At 70.8% G+C, this 15,253-nt stretch carries 18 protein-coding genes; 8 read left to right on the forward strand and 10 right to left on the reverse strand.

Annotation, left to right across the window (positions count from 1 at the left end):
* Positions 1 to 67 precede the first annotated feature (67 nt).
* The 3 genes from WMR31_RS20205 to WMR31_RS20215 are packed head-to-tail and all read right to left on the reverse strand — an operon-like array spanning position 68 to position 2,453.
* Positions 68 to 640 (reverse strand): protein-L-isoaspartate O-methyltransferase family protein, encoded by a 573-nt coding sequence (locus WMR31_RS20205; protein WP_340540699.1) that lies wholly within the window; start codon positions 638 to 640, stop codon positions 68 to 70.
* Positions 641 to 679: 39 nt separating this feature from the next.
* Positions 680 to 2,080 (reverse strand): glycine--tRNA ligase, encoded by a 1,401-nt coding sequence (locus tag WMR31_RS20210; protein ID WP_340540700.1) that lies wholly within the window; start codon positions 2,078 to 2,080, stop codon positions 680 to 682.
* 52 nt (positions 2,081 to 2,132) lie between these two features.
* A complete protein-coding gene (locus WMR31_RS20215; protein WP_340540701.1) occupies positions 2,133 to 2,453 on the reverse strand; it encodes an antibiotic biosynthesis monooxygenase family protein in 321 nt (106 codons plus the stop codon).
* Positions 2,454 to 2,610: 157 nt separating this feature from the next.
* Here WMR31_RS20215 and WMR31_RS20220 point away from each other — a divergent pair, with 157 nt between their 5' ends.
* Positions 2,611 to 3,012 carry an MmcQ/YjbR family DNA-binding protein gene (locus tag WMR31_RS20220; protein ID WP_340540702.1) on the forward strand — a complete coding sequence of 134 codons (402 nt, stop codon included), beginning with the start codon at positions 2,611 to 2,613 and terminating at the stop codon, positions 3,010 to 3,012.
* Here WMR31_RS20220 and WMR31_RS20225 read toward each other — a convergent pair.
* Positions 2,966 to 3,325 (reverse strand): DUF3054 domain-containing protein, encoded by a 360-nt coding sequence (locus tag WMR31_RS20225; protein WP_340540703.1) that lies wholly within the window; start codon positions 3,323 to 3,325, stop codon positions 2,966 to 2,968. The two genes, WMR31_RS20220 and WMR31_RS20225, sit on opposite strands and share 47 nt — an antisense overlap.
* 74 nt (positions 3,326 to 3,399) lie before the next feature.
* Between WMR31_RS20225 and WMR31_RS20230 the strand changes: the two genes are divergently transcribed.
* Positions 3,400 to 4,878 (forward strand): amidase, encoded by a 1,479-nt coding sequence (locus WMR31_RS20230; protein WP_340540704.1) that lies wholly within the window; start codon positions 3,400 to 3,402, stop codon positions 4,876 to 4,878.
* Between the two features lie 214 nt (positions 4,879 to 5,092).
* On the opposite strand, the gene WMR31_RS20235 is transcribed toward WMR31_RS20230, so the two are convergent.
* Positions 5,093 to 5,800 carry an SDR family oxidoreductase gene (locus WMR31_RS20235; RefSeq protein WP_340540705.1) on the reverse strand — a complete coding sequence of 236 codons (708 nt, stop codon included), beginning with the start codon at positions 5,798 to 5,800 and terminating at the stop codon, positions 5,093 to 5,095.
* Positions 5,801 to 5,815: 15 nt separating this feature from the next.
* The gene (locus tag WMR31_RS20240; protein WP_340540706.1) at positions 5,816 to 6,784 is read right to left on the reverse strand and encodes a zinc-binding dehydrogenase; all 969 of its coding nucleotides are present in this window, start codon (positions 6,782 to 6,784) and stop codon (positions 5,816 to 5,818) included.
* 90 nt (positions 6,785 to 6,874) lie between these two features.
* On the opposite strand from WMR31_RS20240, the gene zwf reads away from it, so the two are divergent.
* Positions 6,875 to 8,326 carry a glucose-6-phosphate dehydrogenase gene (gene zwf, locus WMR31_RS20245; protein WP_340540707.1) on the forward strand — a complete coding sequence of 484 codons (1,452 nt, stop codon included), beginning with the start codon at positions 6,875 to 6,877 and terminating at the stop codon, positions 8,324 to 8,326.
* A 114-nt stretch (positions 8,327 to 8,440) separates the two neighbouring features.
* On the opposite strand, the gene WMR31_RS20250 is transcribed toward zwf, so the two are convergent.
* A complete protein-coding gene (locus WMR31_RS20250) occupies positions 8,441 to 9,643 on the reverse strand; it encodes an NAD(P)-dependent malic enzyme (RefSeq protein ID WP_445321657.1) in 1,203 nt (400 codons plus the stop codon).
* A 58-nt stretch (positions 9,644 to 9,701) separates the two neighbouring features.
* On the reverse strand, positions 9,702 to 10,031 hold the full coding sequence (locus WMR31_RS20255) for a S24/S26 family peptidase (RefSeq protein ID WP_340540708.1): 330 nt from the start codon (positions 10,029 to 10,031) through the stop codon (positions 9,702 to 9,704).
* 60 nt (positions 10,032 to 10,091) lie between these two features.
* On the opposite strand from WMR31_RS20255, the gene sodN reads away from it, so the two are divergent.
* The 3 genes from sodN (at position 10,092) to WMR31_RS20270 (ending at position 11,835) form a co-directional block, all read left to right on the forward strand.
* The gene (gene sodN / locus WMR31_RS20260) at positions 10,092 to 10,505 is read left to right on the forward strand and encodes a superoxide dismutase, Ni (protein ID WP_445321658.1); all 414 of its coding nucleotides are present in this window, start codon (positions 10,092 to 10,094) and stop codon (positions 10,503 to 10,505) included.
* Between the two features lie 78 nt (positions 10,506 to 10,583).
* Positions 10,584 to 10,976, forward strand: coding sequence for an ATP-binding protein (locus WMR31_RS20265; RefSeq protein ID WP_340540709.1), 393 nt, complete (start codon positions 10,584 to 10,586; stop codon positions 10,974 to 10,976).
* 1 nt (position 10,977) lies between these two features.
* The gene (locus WMR31_RS20270; protein WP_340540710.1) at positions 10,978 to 11,835 is read left to right on the forward strand and encodes an RNA polymerase sigma factor SigF; all 858 of its coding nucleotides are present in this window, start codon (positions 10,978 to 10,980) and stop codon (positions 11,833 to 11,835) included.
* An 18-nt stretch (positions 11,836 to 11,853) separates the two neighbouring features.
* Here WMR31_RS20270 and WMR31_RS20275 read toward each other — a convergent pair whose 3' ends face one another.
* The gene (locus WMR31_RS20275; RefSeq protein WP_340540711.1) at positions 11,854 to 12,264 is read right to left on the reverse strand and encodes a hypothetical protein; all 411 of its coding nucleotides are present in this window, start codon (positions 12,262 to 12,264) and stop codon (positions 11,854 to 11,856) included.
* 280 nt (positions 12,265 to 12,544) lie between these two features.
* On the opposite strand from WMR31_RS20275, the gene WMR31_RS20280 reads away from it, so the two are divergent.
* A complete protein-coding gene (locus WMR31_RS20280; protein ID WP_027863177.1) occupies positions 12,545 to 12,796 on the forward strand; it encodes a WhiB family transcriptional regulator in 252 nt (83 codons plus the stop codon).
* 1 nt (position 12,797) lies between these two features.
* Here WMR31_RS20280 and WMR31_RS20285 read toward each other — a convergent pair whose 3' ends face one another.
* Positions 12,798 to 14,276, reverse strand: a complete 1,479-nt coding sequence (locus WMR31_RS20285; protein WP_340540712.1) for a histidine kinase N-terminal domain-containing protein — start codon at positions 14,274 to 14,276, stop codon at positions 12,798 to 12,800.
* 101 nt (positions 14,277 to 14,377) lie between these two features.
* Between WMR31_RS20285 and WMR31_RS20290 the strand changes: the two genes are divergently transcribed.
* Positions 14,378 to 15,226, forward strand: coding sequence for a DUF2785 domain-containing protein (locus WMR31_RS20290; RefSeq protein WP_340540713.1), 849 nt, complete (start codon positions 14,378 to 14,380; stop codon positions 15,224 to 15,226).
* Positions 15,227 to 15,253 lie beyond the last annotated feature (27 nt).

Consider the following 15,253-nt stretch of genomic DNA (forward strand, 5'->3'; position numbering starts at 1 on the left):
TACCGGGCGTATTCAGAGCAGCTGCGGTGTCCGTCAGCGTGCGGTCTGGGCGGCGTCCGGCGCCGCCCTAGCGCAGGGGGACGAAACGGTAGGTCCCGTGCCGGGTGATGCGCGGGCCGGGGAGAGAGGCGCGCAGAAGGGTCGAGCGGACCGGAACGACCAGGACTCCGGTGGGGGTCAGCTGCTCGAGGAGGGTGTCAGGCAGCGCGGTGGCAGCGGCCGAGACCAGGATCCGGTCGTAGGCGACGACGTCGCCGCCGTCGGCCGGGTCCGGCTGCGCCGGCCGTCCGAGGGTGTCGGAGGCGGGCTCGATGCGGGCCCACGGCCGGTGCGTGCGGGCGAGGCTGTCGCGACCGAAGCGCACGAGGTCGGGCTCGAGCTCCAGCCCCAGGACCCGGCCGGTCGGGCCGACCAGCCAGGCGAGCAGCGCGGTGGTCCACCCCGACCCGGATCCGACGTCGAGGACCGACTGTCCGGGCTGCACGTCGAGCAGGCCCAGCATGGCCGCCACGGTGCGCGGCTGGGAGTTCGTCGCTCCGTGGCCGATCGGGATCGGACCGTCGTGGTCGGCCCGGTCCCGCTCCCCCGGCGGGAGGAACCACTCCCGCGGGGTCGCCTCGAACGCCGCGTCGACGGACATGGCCCCATCCTGCCTCGCCAGCGAGGTGGGACGGGAGGGTCAGCAGCCGAGGAGGCGCTCGGCGAAGTAGGGCGTGATCTGGTCGAGGGAGACCCGCTCCTGGGCCATCGAGTCCCGCTCGCGGACGGTGACGGCGTGGTCGTCGAGGGTCTCGAAGTCGACCGTGACGCAGTACGGCGTGCCGATCTCGTCCTGGCGCCGGTAGCGCTTGCCGATCGCGCCGGCGTCGTCGAAGTCGACGTTCCAGCCCTGCCGCAGCTCGGCGGCCAGGTCGCGGGCCTTGGGTGAGAGGTCGGCGTTGCGGCTGAGCGGGAGGACGGCGACCTTGACCGGCGCGAGCCGGGGGTCGAGCCGCAGCACGGTGCGCTTGTCGACCCCGCCCTTGGTGTTGGGCGCCTCGTCCTCGGTGTAGGCGTCGACGAGGAAGGTCATCAGGCTGCGGGACAGTCCGGCCGCCGGCTCGATGACGTAGGGCACGTAGCGCTCGTTGTTGGCCTGGTCGAAGTAGCTGAGGTCCTTGCCGGAGGCCTCGCTGTGGGTCTTGAGGTCGAAGTCGGTGCGATTGGCGATGCCCTCGAGCTCGCCCCACTCGGAGCCGGCGAAGTTGAACCGGTACTCGATGTCGACGGTGCGCTTGGAGTAGTGGCTCAGCTTCTCCTGGGCGTGCTCGTAGTGCCGCAGGTTCTCCTTGGCGACGCCGAGGTCGACGTACCAGCGGGTGCGCTCGTCGATCCAGTACTGGTGCCACTCCTCGTCCTCGCCGGGCTTGACGAAGAACTCCATCTCCATCTGCTCGAACTCGCGGGTGCGGAAGATGAAGTTGCCCGGCGTGATCTCGTTGCGGAAGCTCTTGCCCACCTGGGCGATGCCGAAGGGCGGCTTGGAGCGGGTGCTGGTGACCACGTTGGCGAAGTTCAAGAAGATGCCCTGCGCGGTCTCGGGGCGCAGGTAGTGCAGGCCCGACTCGTCGTCGACGACACCGAGGTAGGTCTTGAGCAGCCCGGAGAACGCGCGCGGCTCGGTCCAGGCGCCGCGGGTGCCACAGTGCGGGCAGGCGAGCGTGGCGAGGTCGATGTCGTCGGGGTTGACGTCGCCGCCCTGCTTCTCGGCCGCGGCCTCCTGCAGGTGGTCGGCACGGAACCGCCGGTGGCAGCTCTGGCACTCGGTGAGCGGGTCGGCGAAGGTCGCGACGTGGCCGCTGGCCTCCCAGGTCTGGCGCGGCAGGATGACGCTGGAGTCGAGCCCCACGACGTCGTCGCGCATCTGCACCATGGACTTCCACCACTGGCGCTTGATGTTCTCCTTCAGCTCCGCGCCGAGCGGGCCGTAGTCCCACGCCGAGCGGGTGCCTCCGTAGATCTCACCGCTGGGGAAGACGAAGCCTCGGCGCTTGGCGAGCGAGACGACCTGGTCGACGGCGGACGGCGGCGGCTTGGCCACGGGGTTCTCCTGGATGGCTGGGGTTCGGTCGACTGGCTGTCGATCGTTCCAATCAGCCTAACGAGCGCGTCTGCTGGATATTCAGGTCGGTCCCCGGGCCCGCCACCTCGTAGGCGCTCGGCTCCTCGATCGCGCGACCGAGCGTCGCCACGGCGTGCAGCTTGACGTCGTAGGAGGACAGCGCCCGCCGGTAGGCGCCGACGTGCTCCCAGGTGGTGGTGAGCACCCACAGCTCGGGGTCGTCGACGTTGCGGCCCAGGGTGCCGGTGAGGAAGCCGGGGCGTGCGGCGAGAGCGTCGTGGGCGCGTTGGAGGTCCTCGCGGAACGCCGGCCCGTCGGCCTCGGGCACGCGGAACCGGTTCACGACGATCACGGTCTTGACCCTACGAGGCGACCTCGGAGGTTGAGCAAGCCGGACGGGCGAGGAACGAGCTCGTCCAGCGCCGACGAAACCTCCTCACCGATCTCCGGGGCCGGCGCCGGGACGTCGTCAGGGCGGAATGTCGGTGGCTGCCCGTAGCGTGCGATCCATGGTCTCCGGCCGCCCCGAACCCGATCTCGTTCTCGTCGAGCGGGTGGGCCGGATCGCGACCGCGCTGCCGGATGCCTACGAGGAGGAGGCGTGGACCGGCGTGCGCTGGCGGGTCCGCAAGCACACCTTCGCCCACGTGCTGATGCTCAGCCCGGAGACCACCAGCACCCGCTCCGGGCACGAGCACCTTCCCGGGCTGATCTTCCGCTCCACCGGCGAGGAGCTCCTCGCGCTCAGCCACGCCGGGCCGCCGTTCTTCACGCTGTCGTGGGGCGACGACGTCGTCGCGCTGCTGCTCGACGACTCCACCGACTGGGAGGAGGTGGCCGAGCTGGTCACCGAGAGCTACCGGATCAGGGCGCCGCGGATGCTCGTGCGCCGTCTCGACGGGTCGTCGTGATGCTCACGAGTCGCCAGCCGAGCAGGAACAACGCCAGGGTGAGGGTGGCCACGATCACGAACGGCGTCGCGGTGCCGGCGTCGGTGAGGTGGCGCAGCACCATGCCGACCACGAGGGTGCCGAGCCAGACGACCGCACCGCTGCCGAGCGAGCGAGGACGCGCCTCGCGCCAGACCAGCAGCGTCCACGCGAGGGCGAGCCCCACGAGGAACGGCCACGCGGTCTCGAGCACGCCGCCGAGGGTGACGCCCTCCTCGTGACTGAACCGCCCGATCGTGGCGAACACGATCACCAGCACCGCGTCCACCGTCATCGCCACGAGCATCCCAAGCCATCGCACCCGCACAAGTCTGCCCGGAGCCCTGGCGGACGCCCTAGGGTGCCGCCATGGAGCACGAGGAGTACGCCCGGTACGACGCCGTCGGGCTCGCCGAGCTCGTCGGTTCCGGCGAGGTGTCGCCGGGCGAGCTGCTGAACACGGCGCGGGCGCGGGCCGCCGAGGTCAACGGGCGGATCAACGCGATCGTCGCCGACGTCGAGCCTCCACAGGCCAGGGCCGGCGGCGGCGCGTTCGCCGGGGTCCCGTTCCTGATCAAGGACCTCGGCCAGGACCTCGCCGGCTACCCGACGACCGGTGGCTCCCGGGCGCTGGCGAGGGTTCCTGCACCCGAGAACGCCACCGTGGTCCAGCGCTGGCTCGATGCTGGCCTGTCGATCTTCGGCAAGACCAACACCCCGGAGTTCGGCGCCAAGGGCATCACCGAGTCGCACCTGCTCGGTCCGGCCCGCAATCCGTGGGACACCGACCGGACGCCGGGAGGTTCCTCGGGCGGCTCCGCCGCTGCCGTGGCGGCCGGGATCGTGCCGTGCGCGGGCGCCAGTGACGGCGGCGGATCGATCCGGATCCCCGCCTCGGCCTGTGGCCTGTTCGGCCTGAAGGTCTCCCGCGGCCTGATCCCCTCCGGACCGGCAAGCGGCGAGCCGCTGGGCGGCACGGCCACCCACGGGGTGGTCTCGCGCACCGTCCGCGACACCGCAGCGATGCTCGACGTGCTGTGCGGCCCCGATCCGACCTCGCCGTACCTGCCCGCGATGCCCGCCCAGAGCTTCGCGAGTGCGGTCGGACGCGAGCCGGGCCGGCTGCGGATCGCGGTCTGCACCGCCAGCTCGATCAACCCCACCCCCGATTCCGAGGCGCTCGCGGCGGCGGCGTCGGCGGCCGAGCTGCTCAGCGACCTCGGCCACGACGTCGTCCAGCTCGACACCCAGCCCTACGACGACGCAGCCCTGGCGAGGGACTTCCTCACCAGCTGGTTCGCCTACTGCGCCTACTCCGTGGATGAGGCCAAGCGCATCAGCGGCAGCGGCGACGAGGGCTTCGAGCCCGACACCCTCCTCATGGCGGCGCTGGGCCGCGCGACCAGGCCCGTCGACCTGATCCGCTCCATCGAGAACCGCCACCAGCACGTGCGACGCCTGGCCGAGTTCCACGAGCACCACGACCTGCTGCTCACGCCCACGACCGCCACCGCTCCCCCGCGCATCGGCGCCTTCGACGTCGCGCCCCGACTGCTCCAGGCCCAGAAGGCGCTGCTCAAGGCGAGGTCGGCCGGCCTGCTGCGCTTCACCCCGATCGTGGAACAGATGATCTCCGACAACCTCGGCTGGGTGCCCTACACCCAGCTCGCCAATCTCACCGGTCGCCCGGCGATGACCGTGCCGCTGCACTGGACACCCGACGGGCTGCCCCTCGGCGTCCAGTTCGTCGGCCGGCTCGGCGCCGACTCCGACCTCCTCACCCTGGCCGCCCAGCTCGAGGCGGCACGCCCCTGGGCCGATCGACGTCCCACCGCGCTCGGAGGCTGAGCAGGCCGGACGCTCCGAATCGATCCGATCCGTCCCGCACGCCGCCCCCTCGCCGGCCTGTGGACAAGCTCCCCGCCCGGGATACTTTGAGGCGTAATCAACCTCCGGGGCCCTCCAAAAGGTTGATAACGCCTCAAAGTATCCCGGACGTATCCACAGGCGCCCGGTCGCGAGCGGCTCGGGCCGGCCGGTCCCCGGGCGCGGTCGCGGTCGCTCAGGTGCCGGGACGGGGCACCAGCGGGCGCACGACCACCTCGGGGATCGTGGCGGACGCCGGGAGGTCGAGCACGTGCAGGATCGTGTCGACGACCGTGTCGGCCGTCAGCCAGTGCGAGGGGTCGTAGACCCGGCCCTCCTGCTCGTGCACCTTCTCCTGCATCGCGGTGGCGGTGCGGCTCGGGAACACCGTGGTCACGCGGACCCCGTGCTCGAGCTCCTCGGCCCGTAGCGAGTCGGCCAGGGCGCGCAGTCCGAACTTCGAGGCCGCGTAGGCGGCCCAGTCGGCGCTCGCGTTGAGGCCGGCCGAGGAGTTCACGAACAGCACGAGGCCCCGGGCGCGGCGGACGGCCGGCAGCACCATCCGGGTGAGGATCGCGGGCGAGACCAGGTTGACGTCGATCTGCTCGCGGAGCTCGGCTGTCGCGATGGAGGCCACCGGAGCGAGATCGACGACGCCGGCGACGTGCTGGACCGAGTCGAGCCGGTCGACGTCGGCGAGCGCCGGCTCGACCGTGCGCTCCAGCGAGGCCGGATCGGCGAGGTCGGCCACGACGACGCGGGCACCGGGGAACGAGTCGGCCAGCGACTCGGCCCGCTCCCGGTTGCGGGCGGTGAGGACGAGCTGGTCGCCGCGCTCGTGCAGGCGACGGGCCAGCGCTGCGCCGATCCCGGCGCCCGCTCCGGTGACGAGGTGGGTGGCCATCGGTGGACCCGCGGCTCAGACGGTGAAGACGATCTTGCCGAAAACGTCGCCCGCGGCCATGGCGGCGAAGCCGTCGCGCGCCTCGGCGAGCGGGAGCTCGCGGTCGATGAGGGGGCGAGCGCCGGTGGCGTCGAGCAGGCTCACCAGGGAGGCGAGCTCGTCGCGGGTGCCCATCGTCGACCCGACCACGCTGAGCTGGAGGAAGAAGATCCGGGTGAGCTCGGCGTCGTCGAGGTCGGGCCCGGAGGTGGTGCCGCTGGTGACGATCGTCCCGCCGGGTCGCAGCGAGCGGATCGAGTGGGACCAGGTGGCCTTGCCGACGGTCTCCATGACGGCGTCGACCTTCACCGGCAGGCGGACACCGGACTCGAAGGCCTCGTGCGCGCCGATCTCGACCGCCCGGGCCCGCTTGGTCTCATCCCGGCTGGTCGCGAACACGCGCAGCCCCGCCGCGCGCGCCAGGATGATGCACGCGGTGGCCACTCCGCCGCCGGCGCCCTGCACGAGCACGGTGTCTCCGGCCTTCAGGCCGCCGCGGGTGAACAGCATCCGGTAGGCGGTCAGCCATGCGGTGGGCAGGCAGGCGGCCTCGGTGAACGACAGCGACGCCGGCTTCGGCACCAGGTTGCGCCGCGGCACCGCCACGCGCTCCGCCATCGTGCCCTGGTAGCGCTCGGAGAGCAGCGAGCGGCGCGGGTCGAGGGTCTGGTCGCCGATCCAGGACGGGTCGCTGATCACGGCGTGGACGACGACCTCGTTGCCGTCCTCGTCGAGGCCGGCGGCGTCGCAGCCGAGGATCATCGGCAGCTGGTCCTGCTTGAGGCCGACGCCGCGCAGCGACCAGACGTCGTGGTGGTTGAGGGAGGCGGCCTTCACCTCCACGGTGGTCCACCCGTCCGGAACCTCGGGCTCGGGACGCTCGCCGAGGACGAGACCGTCCAAGGGCGACTCGGCGGAGAAGGACTCTGCGTAGGCGGCGAACATAGAGCGACAGTAGCGACCCGGTCCGGTGGCTCCGGGTGCGGCTCTCACGCCGCGGGTCCCCGGGCTGCTTCCGGGGTCTACGGTGTCGCCATGGAGAAGCCGTACGTCATCGTCCTGTTCGGCGCGACCGGGGACCTGGCCAAGCGCAAGCTGCTGCCGGGCATCCTCCGGCTGGTCGAGTCGGACCTGATGCCCGACTACCGGGTCATCGGCACGTCGTTGGAGGACATCACGCCCGAGCAGTTCGACGCGCTGGCACGCGAGGCCTGCGAGGAGTACGGGAAGGGCGACATCACCGACGAGCGCTGGGCGCCGTTCTCCTCACGGCTGCGCTACGTCCCCACCAGTGCCGGCCCCGCGGCGCTGGCGGGACTCGTCAAGGAGTGCGAGGTCGAGCTGACCGCCGACCTGGGCACCACCGACGTCGATCGTCTCTACTACCTCAGCGTGCCGCCCAAGGCGGCGCTCGACGTCATCCACGAGCTCAAGGAGGCCGACCTCGTCGACGGCGCACGGGTGATCATGGAGAAGCCGTTCGGCACCGACCTGGCCTCCGCGAAACGCCTCAACGAGGAGGTACACAAGGTCTTCAGCGAGGACCAGGTGTTCCGCATCGACCACTTCCTCGGCAAGGAGGCGGCGCAGAACATCCTCGCCTTCCGGTTCGCGAACGGTCTGTTCGAGCCGATCTGGAACCGCAACTTCATCGACCACGTCCAGATCGACGTGCCGGAGACCCTCGGCCTGGAGGGTCGCACGGCGTTCTACGAGACCACCGGCGCCTATCGCGACATGGTGGTCACCCACCTGATGCAGGTGCTGGCGTTCATGGCGATGGAGCCGCCGACGTCGCTGGCCCCGGGACCGATCGGCGCGGAGAAGCTCAAGGTGTTCCAGTCGATGCGACCCATCGAGCCCCACAACGTCGTGCGCGGCCAGTACGCCGGCTATCGCGGAAAGGAGCAGGTGGCCGACGACTCAGACACCGAGACGTTCGTGGCGCTGAAGGTGGAGATCGACAACTGGCGCTGGGCCGGCGTCCCGTTCTACCTGCGCACCGGCAAGAAGCTCGCCGAGGGGGCGCGGATCATCTCCATCGCCTTCAAGGAGCCACCGCTGTCGATGTTCCCGGCGGGCTCGAACGCCGGCACCCAGGGCCCGGACCACCTCACCTTCGACCTGGCCGACCAGTCGCGGATGTCGCTGTCGTTCTACGGCAAGCGCCCCGGGCCCGGGATGAAGCTGGAGAAGGTCTCGATGCAGTTCGCGACGGTCGAGACCACCGGCTCCGGCGCGGTGCTCGAGGCCTACGAGCGGCTGATCTACGACGCGATGCGCGGCGACCACACGCTGTTCACCTCCGCCGACGGCATCGAGACGCTGTGGGACAAGTCCTCCCAGCTCCTCGAAAACCCGCCGCCGGTGCGCGGTTACGCGCCCGGCTCCTGGGGCCCCAACGCCATCCACCAGCTCATCGCCCCGCACGCCTGGCGGCTGCCATTCGAGCGCGTCTGGCGCGACCCGAACGCGTCCGGGGGCTGATCGTCGCGGCGCTTGTTACTGACCGTTCTTACCTCTGACCTGCGCTTGCAAGCGCAGGTCAGAGGTCACGACGGTCAGTAACAAGTCAGAACGGTCAGTAACAAGCCGCCCTGCTCAAGCCCGGGCGACGCCGTCGGCGCGAGCGGCCTCGGCCACGGCGGAGGAGACGGCCGGCCCGACCCGCGGGTCGAAGGGCGAGGGGACGACGTAGTCGGCGCTGAGCTCCTCGCCGACCAGGTCGGCCAGGGCGGTGGCGGCGGCGAGCTTCATGCCCTCGGTGATCGCGCTGGCTCGCACGTCGAAGGCCCCGCGGAAGATGCCCGGGAAGGCCAGCACGTTGTTGATCTGGTTCGGGAAGTCCGAACGGCCCGTGGCCACCACGGCGGCGTACTTGTGCGCGATGTCGGGGTGCACCTCGGGGGTCGGGTTCGCCATGGCGAAGATGATCGCCTCCGGCGCCATCCGGGCGACGTCCTCCTCGGGGATCGTGCCGCCGGAGACGCCGAGGTAGACGTCGGCCCCGTCGAGCGCGTCGGCGAGGGTGCCGCTGCGCCCGGTGCGGTCGGCGGTCAGCTCGGCCAGCGCCCGCTTGACCGGGGTGAGGTCACCGCGACCGGAGTGCACCACTCCCTTGCGGTCGGTGACCACCAGGTCCTCGATGCCGGCCTCGATGAGGATCTTGGCGATCGCGACGCCGGCCGCGCCGGCGCCGGAGATGACCACTCGCGTCCGGGCGGGCTCGCGGCCGGTGAGCCGCAGTGCGTTCTTCAGCGCTGCCAGCGCCACCACGGCGGTGCCGTGCTGGTCGTCGTGGAAGACCGGGATGTCCAGGCGCTCCTTGAGGCGGTCCTCGATCTCGAAGCAGCGCGGGGCCGAGATGTCCTCGAGGTTCACCCCGCCGAAGCTCGGGGCCATCCGAGCGACGGTCTCGATGATCTCCTCGGTGTCGGTCGTGTCGAGGCAGATCGGGACGGCGTCGACCCCACCGAACTGCTTGAAGAGCACCGCCTTGCCCTCCATCACCGGCATCGCCGCAGCCGGACCGATGTCGCCGAGTCCGAGGACGGCGGTGCCGTCGGTGACCACGGCGACGACGTTCGGGACCCAGGTGTACTGCTGGGTCAGCGAGGGATCCTCGGCGATCGCCTCGCAGACCAGGGCCACGCCGGGCGTGTAGGCCAGCGACAGGTCGTCGCGGCCGTCGAGGGCGACGGTCGAGACGGTCTGCATCTTCCCGCCGACGTGCAGGTCGAAGACGGGGTCCCCGGCGCGCGGGTGGGAAGCGGGTCCGGCCTGCCTAGCCTCATTGTCAGCCACGATTCGGGATACTCCCACAACCACGCGACGTCGTCCGGGCCGTCCATTGAGAGCCGGGTCACACCCGTCGGCGCACTCGTCCCGGTCGCGGCCACAGCCGCGCGACCACCACGCCCAGCACGGCGTCCTCGGGGACGGCGCCGCGAGATCGCGAGTCGAGGAGCCCCTCGGCCGCGTTGTCGCTGAGCAGCCACCAGCCGGCGGCGCGCCGCTCGGCGATCCGCTTCACCACCGCGGTGTCGTCTGCGAATCGCGCCACCACGACGTCGCCGACTCGCGGCTCGACCCGGCCCCGCACCAGCAGGCGGTCGCCCGGACGCAGCGTCGGCAGCATCGACCGGCCCCGCACGACCACCACCCGCAGGGGTGCGGAGTCACGACCGGTCATGCGGAGTAGTGTCCCAATCGACCGTTCCATCACTCGCACCACTCGAACGAGAGGATTCGCATGCTCTCCCGCCTGCTGCCCCGCATCTTCGCCCCCTCGCTGGAGGTCCAGGCGCACTGCGACCTGCCGTGCGGCGTCTACGACCCGGCCCAGGCCCGCATCGAGGCCGAGTCGATCAAGGCCATCATCGAGAAGGCCGACGCCAGTGACGACCCCGACTTCCGCACCCGCGCCATCTTGATTAAGGAGCAGCGCTCCGAGCTGGTCAAGCACCACCTCTGGGTGCTGTGGACCGACTACTTCAAGCCTCCGCACTTCGAGAAGTACCCCCAGCTGAACACGCTGGTCAACGAGGCCACCAAGCTGGCCGGTGCCTCGGGCACCAAGGGCTCGCTCGACCCCGCCGTCGCCGACGAGCTGCTGGCCAAGATCGACGAGATCGCCACGATCTTCTGGGAGACCAAGAAGGCCTGATCGCCTTACTCCACACACTGCCGAGTCGGCGTTCGTGTTCAACACGAGCGCCGACTCGGCGCATATAGGGTCTGTGCCATGTCAGACACGAGCACCCGCCCCGACGTCGAACTGCGGCTGCCGGCCGACAGCGCCTTCGCCTCGGTGCTGCGGACCACCACCGCCGGGCTGGCGGCCCGCCTCGACTTCACCATCGACGACATCGAGGACCTGCGGATCGCGGTCGGCGAGGCGAACGCGATGGTGCTCGAGCATGCCGATGCGGGCAGCGACCTCACCTGCGGCTTCCACCTCTCTCCCGGTCAGATGACGGTGACCATCCGTGCTGACGCGGCCGGCAACCCGGTGCCCGACCTCGACAGCTTCGCCTGGCAGGTCCTCGACACCCTTGCCTCCTCCGCTGACATCGAGTCGGCCGACGGTCACATCTCGATCACCATGACGATGACCTCCTCGGCCCTCGGGGGCTGACGTGACCTCCTCCAACCTGTCCGGCCCGCCCAGCTCCCCCGACGGCGACGCCGCTGCACGGTCGGACGCCGACGCCCGAGCCAGCCGTGTCGAGGCGACCCGGCAACGCAGCGCCGAGCTGTTCGTCGAGTTCCGCGACGAGCAGGCCTCCGAGGCGAGCCGAGCCCACGCGCGCGATGGGCTCGTCCACCTCCACCTGCCCCTGGTCGAGCACTGTGCCCGCCGGTTCCGCAACCGCGGCGAGCCGTTCGAGGACCTCGTCCAGGTCGGGACCATCGGCCTGATCAAGTCGATCGACCGCTTCGACACCGAGCGCGGCGTGGAGTTCTCGACGTACGCGACCCCCACGATCATCGGCGAGATCAAGCGCTACTTCCGCGACAAGGGGTGGGCGATCCGGGTACCGCGGCGGCTGCAGGAGCTGCGGATGCAGATCAGCACCGCCACCGCCGAGCTCACCCAGACCCTCGGCCGCTCCCCCACGGCCCGCGAGCTGGCGGAGACGATCGGCTGCTCGGTCGAGGAGATCGTCGAGGGCATCGAGTCGAGCAACGCCTACTCGACCCTGTCGCTCGACGCCAGCGACGACTCCGAGGACGGCGCCGGCTCGAGCATGCTCGACGCGATCGGCATCGAGGACGAGGGGCTGGAGCATGTGGAGATCCGCGAGTCCATCAAGCCGCTGCTGGAGCGCCTGGAGCCTCGGGAGAAGAAGATCCTGCTGCTGCGGTTCTTCAAGAACATGACCCAGTCCCAGATCGCGGAGGAGATCGGCGTCTCCCAGATGCACGTCTCCCGGCTGCTCAACCGGACCTTGGAGCAGTTGCGCACCTCCTTGGAGGCACCCGATCCGGACTAGGCCGAGGACCCGCTCGGGTCACACCGAGTCGGGATCCTCCGGCCGTCCCTCGCGCTCCAGCGCGAGCCGGCTCGACGGCACGAGCACCAGGGCCAGGGTGGCGACCGCCACGACGGTCAGCCCGAGGGCCAAGAGGGGCATGTCGCGCAGGTTCCACGCGATCCCCAGCTGGACCAGCTGGGTGATCAGGATCGGGCCCCGGGCCCAGCCGTTGACCTGCCACAGTCCCCACGCGGCCGCCAGCAGCCCGAGCCCGTAGGCCCCGAGGAAGATTCCCACCGCCGACGCGGCACCGGATCCGCTGGAGTCGTCGCCTCCGACGCCCGCGAAGGCGAGGCCGGCCAGCACGACCAGGGTGACCCCTTGCACTGCGACCAGGATCGCTGAGAGGGTCAGGGGTAGCGGCCGCGACCGGCGGGGGGCATCCACGACAGGAGCCTAAGGCTCTCCCGGCGGGCAGCGGCTCTCGGGACATGGGTTCGACGACCGGGTCGACGATCCCAATGCAGTGATGGGCCTCTGGCCAGATGACCAGTTTGTGACGGACGAGACTGATATCGGCGGCGAGAAACACTTGATCCCGGGGCCGATAGTTGCCATTGTTGACCGTCGCTCGTGAAATCGTTCACACACATTAACGCCACGCGCGCCCGCAGGCCTGACAACCTCCCCTGCCTGCACGTACGAGAGATCAAGGATCCACCCACCCATGGATTGGCGTCACCGTTCTGCGTGCCTCGACGAGGACCCGGAACTGTTCTTCCCGATCGGCAACACCGGTCCGGCCATCCTCCAGATCGAGGAGGCCAAGCAGGTGTGCCGACGCTGCGACGTGCGCGAGCAGTGTCTCGCGTGGGCGTTGGAGGCGGGACAGGACCACGGTGTCTGGGGTGGCCTCAGCGAGGATGAGCGGCGCGCGCTCAAGCGCCGCAACGCCCGCGCCCGCGTCCGCACCGCCTGAGTCAGGTCCCCGCCTGAGGCACGTCGATCTCGACCCGGGTCCCCCCGCCGGAGCCCGGTCCGATCGCGAGATGGCCTCCGAGCTCGGTCTCGACCAGCGTGCGCACGATGGAGAGGCCGAGGTTCGTCGAACCCTCCAGGCTGAATCCCTGCGGCAGCCCCCGCCCGTCGTCATCGACGACGACGAGACTGCGCCCCCCGCGCCGCTCCACCGCCACCCGGATCTCGCCGGTCTCGTCGGCACCGAGGCCCTCGTAGCCGTGCTCGACGGCGTTCTGCAGCAGCTCGGTCAGCACCATCGCCAAGGTGTTGGCGCCCTCGCTCGGCAGTGCCCCGAACGTGCCCTCGCGGCGCACCCGCACCCGCCCGGTCAGCGCGCTCACCTCGGTCACCATCACGCCGAGCCGGTCGGCGATGTCGTCGAACTCGACCGTCTCCTCGACCGCCTGGCTCAGCGTCTCGTGGACGATCGCGATCGACCCGACCCGACGCACCGCCTCCTCCAGGGCCAGCTTCGCGGTGTCGTTGTCGATCCGCCGGGCCTGCAGGCGGAGCAAGGCGGCGACGGTCTGCAGGTTGTTCTTCACCCGGTGGTGGATCTCGCGGATCGTCGCGTCCTTGGTCACCAGCTCGCGGTCCCGGCGCCGTAGATCGGACACATCTCGCACCAGGATCAGCGCCCCGATGTGCTCGCCGTGGGAGCGAAGCGGGATCGAGCGCACGATCAGCGACACCTCGTCGGTGCCGATCTCGACGTCGCGATGGGCGCGCCCGCCGAGCACCGCGCTCAGCGTCTCCTCGTCGGGGCGGCGCCGGGGCGGCACCAGCTCGCGCACCAGGTCGGCCAGCACCAGCCCCGCGAGGTCGCCGGAGAGACCCAGGCGGCGGTAGACCGACTGCGCGTTCGGGCTCGCGTAGGCGACGTGGCCACCGCCGTCGACCCTCAAGAAGCCGTCTCCGACGCGCGGGGAGTCCGCGTGATCGCTGCGCTGCCCGGTCGCCGGGAAGTGGCCGTTGGCGATCATCTGGGTCAGGTCGGCAGCGGTCTGGAGGTAGGAGAGCTCGAGTCGCGACGGCGTCCGCACCCCGAGCAGGTTGGTGTGCCGCCCGATCACGCCCAGTACCCGTCCGGCACGAACCACCGGGATCGCCTCGACCCGCACCGGCACCTCGTCGCGCCACTCCGGATCGCCCTCCCGCGCGGTGCGCGCCTGCTCGAACGCCTGGTCCAGCAGTACCCGGCGACCGCGCGGCACGTAGGAGCCGACGATGTCGTCGACATAGGCCGTCGGGCCGGTCGTGGGCCGGATCTGCGCGGCCGCCCAGAACCCGGACCGCTCCCGATCGGGCAGCCACAGCACCAGGTCGGCGAAGGACAGGTCGGCGATGATCTGCCAGTCGGCCTGGAGCAGTTGGAGCCACGCGACGTCGTCGGGCCGGAGATCGGTGTGGGTGCGGACGATCTCGGCGAAGGACGGCACCGCTGCAGCCTAGGGCGACCCACCGTTCACCCCCTCACCACCCGCACCAGAATCCGATCCCGAATGGGCCTTACGTCCCACCCTTTGGCAGGATGTGCGCCGTGGTGGAGGTGGACTGGAAGCGGGTGCAGGACGACGACTTCCGGGTCCCCGCAGACGCCTCGATCGCCGACCTGACCGAAGAGCTCACCGTCATGCTCGGCGACCCGGATCCCGAGCGCCGCGACGCCCTGGCCTACCCCACGCTGGCCACCTGGATCGAGCGTGGCGTCTACGACGACCTGCTCGCCGGCCTCGGCGACGGGATGGTCGCCGGGCTCCAGATCGGCCTGGGCGGCACCGACGACGACACGGTCTTCCGGCGCAGCTTCTCCGCGCTGATCCTGGCCGAGTGCGTGACACGCGACAACGGCCGTCCCCTCGTCCTCGGCGGCAAGATCCTCCAGTGGGGCGATGCCCTGGTCACCTGGATGCTGCGCGAGCGCGACCTGCGCGGCTACGTGCCCGGCAAGGGCTGGGCCCACGCCATCGCGCACGGGGCCGACGGGATCGGCGTCTTCGCCCAGTCCCCGCACTTCGGCCCACCGGAGCTGACCGTGCTGCTCGACGTCGTCGCCGACGTGCTCTGCACCCCGGTCCCCCAGCCGCTCAGCCATGGCGAGGAGGACCGGCTGGCCGCGGCCACGATGGCCGTGCTGCGCCGCAACCAGGTCCCGGTCACCGTCGTCGAGCCGTGGATCAACCGGATCGCGGAGCACGCTCAGCAGCAGCCCGACGACGGGACCGACCCGTTCCTGGTCACCGGGCACGCCCAGGCCTTCCTGCGTGCGCTGTACCTGCAGCTGGCGCTCGGCGGCCGTCCGCCCTCCACCCGTGCGGACCTCATGCTGGTGCTGGTCGGTGCACTGCGCGTCACGAACTCGCACTACTTCGATCCACCGAACGCCTGATCGATCGATCCGACCTCTAGTGTCGGA

The organism is Nocardioides epinepheli, from assembly GCF_037936805.1.
Lineage (GTDB): Bacteria > Actinomycetota > Actinomycetes > Propionibacteriales > Nocardioidaceae > Nocardioides.